General features: G+C 57.7%; 13 protein-coding genes. 2 read left to right on the plus strand and 11 right to left on the minus strand.

Annotated elements, in window-relative coordinates:
* Positions 1 to 24: 24 nt before the first annotated feature.
* From IFT53_RS06770 to IFT53_RS06810, 9 genes are all read right to left on the minus strand, one after another.
* Positions 25 to 762, minus strand: coding sequence for a Crp/Fnr family transcriptional regulator (locus IFT53_RS06770; protein WP_236727930.1), 738 nt, complete (start codon positions 760 to 762; stop codon positions 25 to 27).
* A gap of 189 nt (positions 763 to 951) precedes the next feature.
* Positions 952 to 4,278, minus strand: a complete 3,327-nt coding sequence (locus tag IFT53_RS06775; protein WP_192064300.1) for an efflux RND transporter permease subunit — start codon at positions 4,276 to 4,278, stop codon at positions 952 to 954.
* 13 nt (positions 4,279 to 4,291) lie between these two features.
* Entirely contained in the window at positions 4,292 to 5,407 is a 1,116-nt protein-coding gene (locus IFT53_RS06780) for an efflux RND transporter periplasmic adaptor subunit (protein ID WP_446737663.1), read from the minus strand.
* A gap of 392 nt (positions 5,408 to 5,799) precedes the next feature.
* Positions 5,800 to 6,792 carry an ABC transporter substrate-binding protein gene (locus IFT53_RS06785; RefSeq protein ID WP_192064298.1) on the minus strand — a complete coding sequence of 331 codons (993 nt, stop codon included), beginning with the start codon at positions 6,790 to 6,792 and terminating at the stop codon, positions 5,800 to 5,802.
* A gap of 23 nt (positions 6,793 to 6,815) precedes the next feature.
* Positions 6,816 to 7,688: an ABC transporter permease gene (locus IFT53_RS06790; protein ID WP_192064297.1), complete on the minus strand. Its 873-nt coding sequence runs from the start codon at positions 7,686 to 7,688 to the stop codon at positions 6,816 to 6,818.
* The gene (locus tag IFT53_RS06795) at positions 7,685 to 8,554 is read right to left on the minus strand and encodes an ABC transporter permease (protein ID WP_446737664.1); all 870 of its coding nucleotides are present in this window, start codon (positions 8,552 to 8,554) and stop codon (positions 7,685 to 7,687) included. The genes IFT53_RS06790 and IFT53_RS06795 overlap by 4 nt, the downstream gene beginning before the upstream one ends.
* Position 8,555: 1 nt before the next feature.
* On the minus strand, positions 8,556 to 9,350 hold the full coding sequence (locus IFT53_RS06800; RefSeq protein ID WP_192064295.1) for an ABC transporter ATP-binding protein: 795 nt from the start codon (positions 9,348 to 9,350) through the stop codon (positions 8,556 to 8,558).
* A 1-nt stretch (position 9,351) separates the two neighbouring features.
* Complete coding sequence (hydA, locus tag IFT53_RS06805) at positions 9,352 to 10,806, minus strand: dihydropyrimidinase (protein WP_192064294.1); 1,455 nt, start codon at positions 10,804 to 10,806, stop codon at positions 9,352 to 9,354.
* Positions 10,803 to 12,056, minus strand: coding sequence for a Zn-dependent hydrolase (locus tag IFT53_RS06810; protein WP_192064293.1), 1,254 nt, complete (start codon positions 12,054 to 12,056; stop codon positions 10,803 to 10,805). Before IFT53_RS06810 ends, hydA begins: the two co-directional genes overlap by 4 nt.
* 263 nt (positions 12,057 to 12,319) lie before the next feature.
* Between IFT53_RS06810 and IFT53_RS06815 the strand changes: the two genes are divergently transcribed.
* Positions 12,320 to 12,979 (plus strand): TetR family transcriptional regulator C-terminal domain-containing protein, encoded by a 660-nt coding sequence (locus IFT53_RS06815; protein ID WP_192064292.1) that lies wholly within the window; start codon positions 12,320 to 12,322, stop codon positions 12,977 to 12,979.
* Between the two features lie 96 nt (positions 12,980 to 13,075).
* Positions 13,076 to 13,489 (plus strand): DUF2325 domain-containing protein, encoded by a 414-nt coding sequence (locus IFT53_RS06820; RefSeq protein ID WP_192064291.1) that lies wholly within the window; start codon positions 13,076 to 13,078, stop codon positions 13,487 to 13,489.
* 3 nt (positions 13,490 to 13,492) lie between these two features.
* Here IFT53_RS06820 and IFT53_RS06825 read toward each other — a convergent pair whose 3' ends face one another.
* Together IFT53_RS06825 and IFT53_RS06830 are read right to left on the minus strand one after the other, a co-directional pair.
* Complete coding sequence (locus tag IFT53_RS06825; RefSeq protein WP_042617420.1) at positions 13,493 to 13,861, minus strand: DUF423 domain-containing protein; 369 nt, start codon at positions 13,859 to 13,861, stop codon at positions 13,493 to 13,495.
* Positions 13,858 to 14,259 carry a group II truncated hemoglobin gene (locus IFT53_RS06830; RefSeq protein WP_192064290.1) on the minus strand — a complete coding sequence of 134 codons (402 nt, stop codon included), beginning with the start codon at positions 14,257 to 14,259 and terminating at the stop codon, positions 13,858 to 13,860. The genes IFT53_RS06825 and IFT53_RS06830 overlap by 4 nt, the downstream gene beginning before the upstream one ends.
* Between the last annotated feature and the right edge of the window lie 79 nt (positions 14,260 to 14,338).

Raw genomic sequence — 14,338 nt, forward strand, 5'->3', positions numbered from 1 at the left:
GAAGCGGCCAACGCTGAAGCAGTTTTAAAACTGTTTCAGCGTGCCGACATCATTCACCTGAATGGTGCGTCCCCTGACGATCACGCCAGCATCCCTAAGGCTGGAGAAGGCGCGGGAAAGCGCTTCCGGTGCAAGGCCAAGCTTGCCTGCCAGAACGCTTTTCTGGAAAGGCAATCGCAGGGAATAGGATGTCGAATCGCCTGGCCCCTGCATAATGAGGTAATTTGCAACGCGCTGAGGTGCAGTTTGCAGCCGGTCATTGGCCACACAATCCATCGTGGTCAGTAGGCTCTTGGACAGGCACTGCACGACAGCTTTTGCGACCGACGGATCTTCCTCAATCAATGATCTGATGCGGCTGAGCTCTATCCGTGCCAGCGTACAGTTTTCGGCGACCTGTGCGCTGGACTGATAATGCTCCGAACCGAAGATGAGACACTCGTTGAATGTATCGCCCGGGCCGCAAATTCTGATATCGGCCTCGCGGCCATCCTTGCTCGTGCGATAAAGGCGGATATAGCCGCTCAGAACGCAAAACAGGTGCTCTGCAACTTCGCCTTCGCAAAAAAGCATTTGGCGGGCCGCCATGGTGAGGACGGTGGAAACCTCCATGAGTTTCCCCGGTGTTCCGTTATCGCCGCCACCCACCAAGGGGATCTGTAGGAGAATGCTCTTCTCTCTGCTGCTCAGCTTGACCATATCGTTCACGTCCGTCGCGCCCCCACGAAGTGCCATCAGAGCAGGGATGTGCTGTGCGGCCATGATTTCGCATGGCGCGAACGCTTCCAGTCTGAGGACAATGTTCCCATGACGCAGAGGATAACAGGTCCTGTCACATTGAACTTGATTTCAATCAATTCACTTGATTTTTTTGCTCTGGAAAATGGAGCGCGCCCACTATGTGAAAACGCCGGGGAGTGCCCGGCGCTTTTCAATGTAGATTGCGTGTTTTCACTCGGCTGCTAGCGGCGGCAGACGGAGCACGTTGTTGGAATTTCCGCCAGTTTTCTGGGCTGTTCCGGTTTTTTGTTCGATGTTCGCCACGCGCTCTTCCAGGCCAGCCAGCGCATCCTGATTGCTCCGTGCCGTTTCCGACAGTTCCTCATTTGACAGAACCGGATGCTCCTCTTCCTTCTTGCCGATGAAACGGCCGAAGAGGTGGGAGAGAAGCATCGATAGGTCATCCATGATGAGGAAGAAGGCCGGCACCACGATAAGAGACAGGACCGTGGAAACAATGATACCGCCAATGACCGCGATAGCCATGGGCGAGCGGAAGGAGCCACCTTCGCCAACACCCAGCGCAGACGGCAACATGCCCGCAGACATGGCGATGGATGTCATGATGATGGGGCGCGCGCGCTTGCGGCCAGCTTCCACCATGGCGTGAACCCGCTCCATGCCGTGGCGGCGCATTTCGATGGCGAAATCTACCAGCAGGATGGCGTTTTTCGTGACGATACCCATCAGCATCAGAATGCCGATGAGGACGGGCATGGAGAGTGCATTGTTGGTAAGGATGAGCGCCACCGCGACGCCCCCGATGGCCAGCGGCAGGGAAAAAAGAATGGTGAAAGGCTGGATCACATCCTTGAAGAGAAGGATGAGGACGACCAGAACCAGCAACAGGCCAAGCAGCATGGCGTTGGTGAAGCCTGACTGCATTTCGCCTTGCACCTTGGCATCACCGCTTTCGGCGAGACGCACTGTCGGCGGCAAATTCGTTTCCGCCACGATGCGCCGGAATTCCGCCGATGATGTATCGAGCGCCGTTCCGAAGGGAACATCCGAGCCAATGGAAACCACCCGGTTGCGATCATTGCGCTTGATGGAGCTTGGACCTTCCGAATAGTCGATGTCGGCCACGCTCGAAAGCGGAACGGTGGCACCCGTCGCTGTCTTGATTTTCAGCGCACGGATGGCAGCGAGATCGCGGCGGACATCCAGCGAGGCCTGAACGCGGATCGGGATCTGTCGGTCATCCAACGATATCTTCGTTAGCAGCGCATCGATATCGCCGATGGTGGCAACGCGCACGGTCTGCGATATCTGCTGTGGCGTGATGCCGAGGCGAGCGATCTCATCCTTACGCGGGCGAATTTGCAGCTCCGGGCGCGGCAAGGCACCTTCGGAGCTGACATTAGCGAGGATGGGCGATGCACGAAGCCGCGATTCCAGCATGCCGACGGCATTCTGCAAATCTTCTTCGCTGGATGACAGGAAGTTGAAGCTCAGTTCCCGTTCGGCGCGGTCATTCAGCTTGATGATGCGCACATCGGGGATGGTGTTCACCTTCGCGAAAATATCCCGCTCTACATCCCATTGCGGGCGTGTTCTGCCGGTGTCTTCGATCTTGGGAAGATGCGGGCCGATGAGAGGAATGGACCCAAGCCCTTTATTGACCAGCGTTTTCAAAAGCGAGTGGTCAATGTGCTGGAGAATGACGCGCACCGTTGCGCGGCGAAGCTCCAGATCACCCTTCGGCGATGCGCCGCCGAGAATGAACACGCTTTCCACGCCATTAATGTCACGGATCGCCTCATGGATTTTCGATGTCGTCGCGTCGGTTTCTTCAAGCGTGGCATTGGGTGGAAGCTCGATGGACAGGACGACGCGTGAGGCGTCATCCGGCGGCAGGAAGCTGCCGGGAACGCCGCTGAGCAGGATGATTGATGCCGCGAGGAAACCGATGGCACCGAGAAGCGTCAGGTAACGGGCCCACCATTTGCGGGTGGTTGCCGTTACCATGCGCGTATAGGACTTCATCAGCCAGCCATCATTATCGTGATGGTCATCGACCGCATCGTCGGAGCGCATCAGATAGGCGGCCATCAACGGTGTGATGAGACGCGCAACCATGAGCGAGAAAAACACGGAGAAGGCGACTGTCAGGCCGAACTGGATGAAGTACTGGCCCGGTACGCCGGGCATGAAGGAAACTGGCACGAAGACTGCGATGATGGTGAAGCTTGTCGCAATGACAGCAAGGCCGATCTCGTCGGCTGCTTCGAGCGAAGCACGATAGGGCGATTTGCCCATCTTGATGTGCCGGGAGATGTTCTCCACCTCCACGATGGCGTCATCCACCAGAATACCGGTTGCCAGTGTCAAAGCGAGAAAGCTGACAAGGTTGAGCGAGAAGCCCAGTACATCCATGACCCAGAAGGTGGGAATGGCCGATAAGGGCAGGGCAACAGCGGCAATCAGCGTCGCACGCCAGTTTCGCAGGAACAGAAGCACGACTATGACGGCAAGGATCGAGCCTTCGACCAGCGTGTGGAGTGCGGCCGTATAGTTGCCATAGGTGAAGTAGACGGCGTCGTCGACCATCTCGATCGAGACATTGGGGTGCGCTGCGCGGACCTTGTCCAGATTTTCCGCAACTGTCTCAGCCACGGAAACTTCGCTCGCGCCCTTGGAGCGGAATACCGCGAAGGTGACACCCGGATTGCCGTTGAAGCGCGAGAAGGACTTCGGCTCTTCATAGGTATCGGTGATGGTGCCTAGCTCCGACAGCTTTACGAAGCGGCCACTGGAGAGCGCAATAGTGGTGTTGGAAAGTTCGGCCACATTGCGGGAATCGCCCAGCGTGCGGATTGTCTGTTCGTTGCCCGCCACCTGGCCGCGACCTGACCCGAGATCGACGTTGGTGCCGCGCAATTGCTGGTTCACGTCGGCTGCCGTGATGCCATAGGCATCGAGCTTGGCGGGGTTCAGAGATACACGCACTTCGCGATCCGCACCGCCGTAACGGTCTATCTTGCCAACGCCTGACTGGCCCTGAAGCGAGCGCTTGATCGTGTCATCCACAAACCAGGACAGTTCTTCCAGCGTCATGTTGGGCGAGGAAACCGCAAATGTCTGGATTGCCTGTCCTTCGACGTCGATTTTGCTGACGATGGGTTCTTCAATATCCGAGGGCAACTCGCTGCGGATCTTGTCGATGGCGTCCTTGGTGTCCTGAACAGCTTCTTCGGTCGGCTTTTCGATACGGAAGAGGACTGTCGTCAGAGACTGACCATCGGTAACCGTGGATTGGACCTCATCGATGCCGCTGATCGAGGCAACCGCGTCTTCAATTTCCTTGGTGACCTGCGCTTCCAGTTCCGACGGGGATGCACCGCTCTGGGTTACGGTGATCGCCACCACGGGCACGTCGATGTTCGGAAAGCGGGTGATGGGCAGATCGTAAAATGCCTTGACGCCGAGAAACAACAGCAGGGCAAAGCAAAGCAGGGGCGCAATCGGGTTGCGGATGGACCATGCGGAAAAATTCATGGTTTGCTCTCAATCAGTTCGAGGCTGCGGCATCAGCCGGAACCGGGTTGATCTTGTCACCATCGCGCACGAATGCGCCTGCTTTTTCAACAACGACGTCGCCTGCGGAAATTCCGCTTTTGATTTCGACAAAGCCACTGTCCTGAATACCGATTTCCACGGCCACCTGCTTGACCACGCCATTTTCCACCCGCCGGGTGCTTGATCCATTGCGGCCCGAAGTGACTGCGGACAGCGGCAAGGCGAGAGCATTCGCGGATGAAATGACGACTTCGGCGCTGCCATACATGCCGGCGCGGGCAGGGCTGTCTGCGGGCAGAAGAATGTGCACGGAGCCAAGGCGGGTGGTCGCGTCAACGGTCGGCGAGACAAGCCGTACCGTGCCGTCGATCCTGTCGGTGCCGCCTGCAACCATGATGACAGCCTTTTGCCCAGCCTTGACCTTTTGAATATCGGTTTCCGAAAGATCGGCCACGAGTTCGATGGCGTTGTCCTTGATGACGGTAAAGAGCGGATTGCCGCTGCCGCTGGCAATGGCGCCAACGCGGGCATTCTTGGCGGAGACGATACCGGCAACCGGTGTCTTCACGCTTGTGCGGGAGAGTTTGAGATCGATATCGGCAATCTGAGCGTCCACGACCTTGATGTCTGCTTCGCCAACCGTCACGGATTGTCTCGCGGCTTGAAGGCGTGCCTGCGCCACATCTGCGGCGGATGCCGTTTGTTCCACCTGCGAGACCGAGCCGGAACCGGATTCGCCAAGACGGCCCGCACGGTCGCGCTGGCGCACCGCATCATCGTAATTGGCCTGCGCCTCGATAACCTGCGCCTTGCTTTGCGCCACGCCCGCTTCCGCCTTCGCCCTGTTGGCCTCAAGCTGGCTCTTTTGCAGGGTCAGGCTGTCTTTAGACAGTTCGGCAAGGGAGGCGCCGGCCTCCACCCTGTCGCCAATATCCACATTCAGCTGGTCAACCGACAGGCCTTCCACAAGCGGCTGCACGTAAATCTCATCCACCGGCTTAAGCGTCCCCGTTGCCACGACGCGGTCCACGAGATCACGGGTCTTGGCTTCGCTGACCACGATGGAGGGCAGGCCCTGGCGGTCTGCACCGCCCTGCGCGCTTGCCATTGCGGGCACAAACAAAGCCGAGGCCGTGAGAAGCAGGAGCCGTGTTGCGAGTGTGTTGCGGTGCATGTCTGTCCGTTCCAAGGTGCGGATCGCACGTCCACCACGCACATGCTGTGCCCTTGGAAAGTCATGCGACAATGAATGCAAGAAAATGTGCTGACAATCCGTTGCATTCACCTCGCAGAACACTGCTTCATCGGCGAGAATCTGACCCTTGGACTGGCCTTGTCTGGCGCGAGGTAAATATTCGAGTCTGTCGTTGCGGAATGTAAGTCGTAGCCCGGTTGAATTCAATCCAAGGAACGAATGGGTGACATATAGATTTGAATATAAGTAAAGAAAAATTTTAGGTAGCCGAGGTGCGCTGAATTGCGCACCTCGTTTCAATACCTCTATTTCAGAGCCGCATCCGTGATCTCTGAAGTGAATGCGCCTGTTGGCTCCTTGGTGATGACAGGGTCCGAGCCGCCGCCCATCAGGGTTTTGACCGTGCGGTCATAATCGGCCTTATCCAGCGCGCCGGTCGAGCCTGCGGTCAGCTTGGCGACCTCCGTCATCATGCCTTTCTGGTGGGCTTCAGTCTGTGCGCCGGAGGCATCGTTTTCCAGAATGATGTCAGCGGCATCGTTGGGGTTCTCTGCCGCCCACTTCCAGCCCTTCATGGAGGCGCGCACGAATTTGACCATGTTCTGCTTAAACTTGGCGTCCTTCAGCTTGTCTTCCAGCACATAGAGACCGTCTTCCAGCGTGGCTACGCCTTCATCTTCATATTTGAAGGTAACGAGGTCACTGGCCTTCACGCCGGCTTCCAGCACCTGCAAATATTCATTGTAGGTCATGGTGGAAATGCAGGCTGCCTGCTTTTGCAACAGCGGATCCACGTTGAAGCCCTGCTTCAACACGGTCACGCCATCGGCCCCGCCTGTTGTCGGGATTTTCAGATGCGCCATCCATGACAGGAATGGGTATTCATTGCCGAAGAACCAGACGCCGAGCGTCTTGCCCTTGAAATCCTCAGGCTTGGTGATGCCGCTTTCTTTCAGGCAGGTCAGCATCATGCCGGATTTCTTGAAAGGCTGGGCGATGTTGACCAGCGGTACGCCTTTCTCGCGGGTCGCAAGGGCTGAAGGGAGCCAATCTACAACGACATCCGCGCCGCCGCCCGCCAGAACCTGCGCGGGTGCGATATCCGGGCCGCCGGGCTTGATCTCCACGTCGAGGCCTTCGGCTTCATAGAAACCCTTGTCCTTGGCAACATAATAACCGGCGAACTGGGCCTGCGTGACCCATTTCAGCTGGAGTGTGACCTTCTCTGCGGCGTGTGCGTTAAACGCTGTCATCAGCGTTGCTCCGGCAAGAAGCATGGATGCAAGTTTGTTTCTCATCGCTGTTCCCTTTTTTTCTTTGTTTACGTTCGCCCACTGCGGACGGACGGATGCCAGAAGGTGACGGCGCGCTCTGCCAGCGCCACCAGACCATAAAAGCCGGAGCCCGCGATTGCCGCGACGGCAATCTCGGCCCAGACCATATCAACATTGCTCCGGCCCATTTCAGCCGAGATGCGAAAGCCCATGCCCACGATGGGCGTGCCGAAGAACTCCGCGACGATTGCTCCAATCAGAGCCAGCGTCGAATTGATCTTCAAGGCATTGAAAATAAACGGCCATGCGGCGGGAAGACGAAGTTTGACCAGCGTTTGCCACCATCCGGCAGCATAGGTGTGCATCAGGTCGCGCTCGATGTGGCTGGAGGCGGAAAGGCCCTGCACCGTGTTCACGAGCATCGGGAAGAAGGTCATGATGACGACCACGGCCACCTTGGACTGCCAGTCAAAGCCGAACCACATGACCATGATGGGCGCTATGCCGACCACGGGCAGTGCGGACACGAAATTGCCGATGGGCAGCAGGCCGCGTTGCAGAAACGGCGAACGATCAATGAGAATGGCAACGCCGAAGCCGAGGCCGCAGCCCAGCACATAACCCGTCAGTACGGATTTCAGGAATGTCTGGCGGAAGTCCGCCCACAGGATCGGCAGTGTGCTGATGAGGCGCAAGAAGATTGCGCTGGGGGCGGGTAGCAGAATGGAAGGCACGGAAAAGCCGCGCACCATGCCTTCCCACAGCATGATGAGAGCCGCACCGAAAATCAGGGGGACAGCGATGTCGTTGGCGCGTCTTGCCGCTAAGGCCTTGAAGCGGTGGCGCACCAGCCGCTCGTTCAAAGCCCATGCTGCAAGCCAGAACAGAATTGCGCCGATGACCCAGCCGGGATTGGTCATGGCCTTTCTCCCATTCGTTTCAACACGGCACCATGCGCAAGGCCGATGATGGAGACGAGGATCGCAGCCAGTGCCGCCGCCATGAAGAGGGCGGCCCATATCTGCACGGTTTGGCCGTAATAGGAGCCGGACAGCAGTCTGGCGCCAAGGCCAGCCACGGCCCCCGTTGGCAACTCACCGACGATAGCGCCGACCAGCGAAATGGCGATGGCGATTTTCAGCGAGGTGAAGAGGTAGGGCAGGGCCGATGGCCAGCGCAGCTTCCAGAAAATTTGGGAGGGTGATGCGTAATAGGTGCGCATCAAATCCAGCTGGATGCCTTCCGGGCTTCGAAGGCCTTTCACCATTCCCACCACGATGGGGAAGAAGCTGAGATAAGTTGATATCAGCGCTTTAGGCAGAAGGCCCGAGATGCCGATGGAGTTCAGCACGACGATAATCATCGGTGCGACCGCGATGATGGGGATCGTCTGGCTGGCGATGATCCACGGCATGACCGAACGATCCAGAGCACGGTTATGAACAATGGCGACCGCGATGAGAATGCCGAGTGCGGTTCCGATACCAAAACCCAGAAGCGTCGCCGAAAGCGTAATACCCGTATGGTAGATCAGGCTGCGTTTTGAGGTGACGGCCTTGTTGACGGTCGTATCCCAAAGCTCTGCGATGATCTGGTGCGGCGCCGGTAACACCGGACGCTCCTGCGCAAATGTCTGCGGCAGCAGTTCTGTGAAGCCCGGTTGCTCGCCAGCTCTTGCTGCCTGATCTCGTGCGAAGGGCATGTTGAGGTAGACGACCGCGACATGCCAGATGACGAGAATGGCGAAGATAATGGTGAGGACGGGAAGAACGCGTTGGCGCAACATGTCACCCGTCATAGCTGTGCCCCGCCTTCAGGCCTTCGCGGACTCGCTGGGCGATTTCCAGAAATTCCGGCGTTTCACGAATTTCGAGCGGACGCTCACGCGGCAGGGTGGATTCGATGATGTCGGTTACCCGGCCGGGGCGGGGAGACATGACGACGATCTTGGTGGAGAGATAGACGGCTTCGGGAATGGAGTGGGTCACGAAGCATATGGTCTTGCTGGTCGTGTCCCAAAGTTTCAGAAGCTGCTCGTTGAGGTGGTCGCGAACGATTTCGTCCAGCGCGCCGAAGGGTTCGTCCATCAAAAGCAGGTCTGCATCGAAAGCGAGCGCCCGGGCGATGGAGGCGCGCTGCTGCATTCCGCCGGAGAGTTGCCACGGGAACTTCTTCGCAAAGCCACCGAGATTGACGAGATCGAGCGTGCGCTCTATGCGCGCCTGCTGTTCAGCCTTGGTGTAACCCATGATTTCAAGCGGCAGCGCAATGTTCTTTTCAATGGTGCGCCACGGGTAAAGGGCAGCTGCCTGAAACACATAGCCGTAGGATCTGTCCTTGCGGGCGTTTTCCGGCGTTGTGCCGTTGACGCTGATGTCGCCCGATGTGTGCTTTTCCAGATCGGCGATGACCCGCAAAAACGTGGTTTTTCCGCAGCCGGAAGGGCCGATGAAGGAGACGAAATCGCCTTTCTTCACCTCCAGATCGACATTGGCGAGGGCGTGAACCGGGCCGTCTCCGGTCTCGAATGTCAGGCCGAGGTTTTTGGCTGATACGACGGAATAGGAAGTGTTCATCGTCATCTCAAACTCCGCTCGCCGGTATGCCGCTGCGTTCAACCTTGCGCGGCGCGACGAGTTCTTTCCATGTGGACAGCGCCTTGGAGACAGCGGGATAAGGCTGCCGCGCTACGAACTGCCCATGGCCTTCCATGGTTTTGATCGTACTCTCTTCAATTGCGACGACGCCGCGTGACAGGGTGAAGCGAGGCAGACCCTTAACGGTCTGACCTTCGAAGACGTTGTAATCGATAGCGGATTGCTGGCTCTTTGCGCTGATTGTCTTTTCAAGCGCTGGGTCCCAGACGACGATATCGGCATCGCTACCCACGAGAATGGCGCCCTTTCTCGGGTAGATGTTCAGGATCTTGGCGATATTGGTTGAGGTCACCGCGACAAATTCGTTCATGGTCAGGCGGCCCGTGGCAACGCCGTGCGTCCACAGAAGCGGAAGGCGATCTTCAAGGCCGCCGGTGCCGTTGGGAATTTTGGTGAAATCACCGATGCCGTTGCGTTTCTGCTCCGTTGTGAAGGCGCAATGGTCTGTTGCCACGCATTGCAGGGAACCGGCGGCAAGGCCTGCCCAGAGGCTGTCCTGATGCTGCCTGTTTCTGAACGGTGGTGACATGACGCGGCGGGCGGCGTGGTCCCAATCGGCATTGGCATATTCGCGCTCGTCCAGAATGAGGTGCTGGATCAGCGGTTCGCCATAGATCCGCATGCCGTTCTGGCGCGCACGGCGGATGGCCTCATGCGCCTGTTCGCAGGATGTGTGAACGACATAGAGGGGCGCGCCTGCCATATCCGCAATGATGATGGCGCGGTTGGTGGCTTCACCTTCGACGGATGCGGGGCGGGAAAAAGCGTGCGCTTCCGGCCCGTTATTGCCCTGCGCTAATAGCCTTGCCTGCATCTGCGCGACGATATCGCCGTTCTCGGCATGCACCATAGGCAGTGCGCCAAGCTCCGCGCAACGCGAAAACGAGGCAAACATCTCGTCGTCATTCACCATCAGCGCGCCCTTATAGGCCATGAAGTGTTTGAAACTATTGATGCCTTTCTCTTGAACTACAGTCTTCATGTCGTCGAAAACCTGCTCGCCCCACCACGTCACTGCCATGTGAAAGGAATAGTCGCAGGTTGCGCGTGTTGCCTTGTTGTCCCAGCGGCTCAGCGCATCCAGCAGCGATTGACCCGGCTCCGGCAGGCAGAAATCTACCACCATCGTCGTGCCACCGCTCAAGGCTGCGCGGGTTCCACTTTCGAAATCATCTGCCGAATAGGTGCCCATGAAAGGCATTTCCAGATGGACGTGCGGATCGATGCCACCGGGCATGACGTAGCAGCCGGTAGAATCCAGAACCGTGCCGCCGGAGAGGTCTGGCCCGATCTCGACAATGATGCCGCCTTCGATCTTGATGTCGGCCTTGTAGGTCAGATCGGCGGTCACGATGGTGCCGTTCTTGATAATGGTGGTCATTCCACGATCTCCGCAGTTTCGAGCACGGCATGCAGCAACACGTTGCAGCCGGCGGCTGCCCATTCAGGGAAAATGTCTTCGGCTTCATTGTGGGAAAGGCCGTCCACGCAAGGGCAGAAAATCATCGTTGAGGGTGCGACCCGGGCCGTCCAGCAGGCATCATGGCCCGCGCCGGATATGATATCCATATGGCTGTAGCCCAGTCTTTCGGCCGCATCGCGCACGCGACCTGTGAGGATGGGATCGAAGGTGACGGGATCGAAATGGCCGATGGCTTCAATGGTGCAGCCGACGCCAAGTTCGTCTGCAATCGCAGGCACTTCACGCTCGAAGATGGCCCGCATTGAATCGAGCTTTTCCTGCGAGGGCGTGCGCAGGTCGATGGTGAAGACCACCTTGCCGGGTAGCACATTGCGGGAGTTGGGCGAAAAGATCATCTGGCCCACGCCAGCCACCGCATCGGGCTGATGGGCCATCGCGACCTCCTGCACTTTCTCTATGATGCGTGCGGCGGCCAGCCCAGCATTGACGCGCATGGCCATTGGCGTGGAACCGGTATGCGCCTCCTTGCCGGTGAGGGTGACTTCCAGCCACCACAGGCCCTGACAATGGGTCACGACACCGATCTGCTTGTCATGCGCTTCAAGGATCGGGCCCTGCTCGATGTGATACTCGAAATAGGCGTGAATTTTGCGTGTGCCGACCTCTTCATCTCCGAGCCAGCCGATGCGCTTTAACTCTTCTCCATAGGTCTTGCCCGCCGTATCGGTGCGGCTATAGGCGTAATCGAGATCGTGTACGCCAGCGAAAACACCTGATGCCAGCATGGCCGGGGCAAAGCGCGCGCCTTCTTCATTCGCCCAGTTGGTAACAACAATCGGATGCCGCGTCTTGATATCGAGATCGTTGAGGCTGCGCACGACTTCCAGCCCTGCCAGCACACCCAGCACGCCATCGAACTTGCCACCTGTCGGCTGGGTATCGAGATGGCTGCCGATATAAACGGGCAAAGCATCCGGGTCGCTGCCGTGGCGGGTGGCGAACATGCTGCCCATGGCATCGACACCGACGCTCATGCCTGCCGCCTCGCACCAGTCCCTGAACAGTTCGCGCCCCTTGGCGTCGTCATCGGTCAGGGTCTGGCGGTTGTTGCCACCGGCAATGCCGGGGCCAATCTTCGCCATGTCCATCAGGCTATCCCATAGGCGATTGCCATCGATGGTCAGGTTTTTTCCAGGTACTTCCAGCATGCCAGTCTTTTCCTCACCTGTTTTGATGTTCATCATGCAAGGGGCGTGCCGTTCCCCTGAGGATTGAGCAAAATGTGCGGGAGAAGGGGTGGCCAGTTAATTTGACCGGCTGGTAAACATTGTGATTTCGGGGTTTGATGCCTAAAAGAAATAGGGGGAATTTCCCTGTGTGAAACCGATGTTTTCTGCTCGATTTTTCGCCACAGATTATTTTTTGCCCAGTCAGATCTGTCAATTGCATCCAAAAGAAACAGAGACCATCCATGGCCATACCCAGAGCGGCAAAAACACAGAAACGAACGCGGATTCAGGAAGAAAAAGAAGAGATCATTCTGGAAGCGGCTCTCGATGTCTTTTCCGTCAATGGTTTTCGCGGCACGACGATTGACCAGATCGCCGAGGTGGCGAACATGTCGAAGCCGAATGTGCTCTATTATTTCCGCACCAAGGAGGCCATGCATCGCGCCCTGATCGAGCGTGTGCTGGATACCTGGCTCGATCCGCTGCGGGCGTTTGATGCTGACGGTAACCCCGAGACGGAAATCAAATCCTATCTGCGCCGCAAACTGGAAATGGCGCGGGATTACCCGCGTGAAAGCCGCTTGTTTGCCAATGAGGTGTTGCAGGGTGCACCGCATGTGGAGGACGAGTTGAAAGGTCCTTTGAAGCAATTGGTGGATGAGAAAGCAGAGGTCATTCGTGCGTGGGCCAAGGCTGGACGCATTTTGCCATGCGACCCCTATCACCTGATTTTCTCCATCTGGGCCACCACCCAGCATTATGCCGATTTCGATGTGCAGGTGCGCTCCGTGCTTGGCTCCGCCCATGCGGGCGAGGGCCGTTTTGAAGATGCGGCACGCTTTCTGGAGCAGCTGTTCATGGGTGGTCTCGGCATCATTCCTGCCTTATCCAAAAAAACATGAGGCAAAGGATCAACTTTAATCTTTACTCTAATACTCATCTTTACTATTGTGCAGCGAGCCTGATCGAACAGGCGGCAATTTCTGTAAGGGTGAGGCATGGCGCGCAAAGAGAAGAAGAAGGCGGATAAGCACGGCAAGCGGGACGACCGCTCGCAGCAGGCAGAATCATCCGCCTCCCGGCCATCAGCGCCTTCTGTGCCCAAAAGCTTTCTCTATGTTGGCGGCCGTGACTGTCAGGTTGCGCATCTTCGCCAGATTGCAGGCAACTTCGATGCGGAACTGATCCATCACGATGGCGGTTTGAGAGAAGCGGTTTCGCGCATCGATACGCTTTTACCATCGGTGGATTGCGTGTTTTGCCCCATCGACTGTATCAGCCATGATGCTTGCCTGCGGGTCAAATCCGGCTGCAAGAAATTCGGCAAGACCTTCATTCCGCTGCGCAATGGCAGCAAATCCAGCCTTGAGCGGGCGCTTCAGACGATGAGCGACCGAAGAGCGGCAGACTGATGCCTATCGACGCGCGGCGCTGAAAAATGCCGCGCTTGCCAGCACCAGCCAACCCAAGATCATGCCAAGCCCACCCGCTGGTGCGGCCATGGGAAACAGGCTGGTTTCGGTAAAGTGCCGTGAGACGAGGTCTCCGGCAAACAGTGCCGTTCCCAGCCCAAGCAGGACTGCGGCGGGAGCAGCGGTTTTGATGCGGTCCCAACCCACATGAATGCCAAGAAGAATGGGCGCATGGGCAAGGCACATGGCTGAGGCATTGCCGAGCATTTGGGTTGCCCCGGTGTGTGTTGCCGCCGCCGCAAGCGCCACACCACCCGCGCCCAATGCGCCGGACAGGAAAAGAGTTGAAGGCCGCAGCCAAGTGTTGCTCATGCCGTTGCCTCTTCCTGATTTTGCATATGGAAGGCCAATCGCTCGACGGGCGCCCAGATGATCTCGCGCAGCTTTGGATTTTCGATGGTCTCATCCATCGCACGGCGGAAACACAGCAGCCACTCGTCGCGCTCGACAGAGCCAATTGGCGCAACAAAATGCCGCCTGCGCAGCATGGGGTGACCGTGCTTCTCCACATAGACAGGCGGGCCACCAAGATATCCGATGAGGTAATCGGTGAATTTCTCTTCGCTGCCTGAGATATCTGGTGGATGAATGGCCCGGCAATGTGCTGCTTCGGGCAGCGTATCCATCAAAACATAGAAACGCTTTGTCAGCGCGCGGACGGTCTGTTCGCCGCCAATTGCCTCGTAGAGCGTGATGGTCTCGTCTGCCAATTCATGCGGTCTCCATTTCCCTCGTTTTGCCGCTTTTGATTCGAAATCGCAACTGCAAAGGGCAGGTGCGGCAATTCGC

Source organism: Rhizobium sp. CFBP 13644, from assembly GCF_014842165.1.
In the GTDB taxonomy this organism is placed as follows: domain Bacteria; phylum Pseudomonadota; class Alphaproteobacteria; order Rhizobiales; family Rhizobiaceae; genus Agrobacterium; species Agrobacterium tumefaciens_C.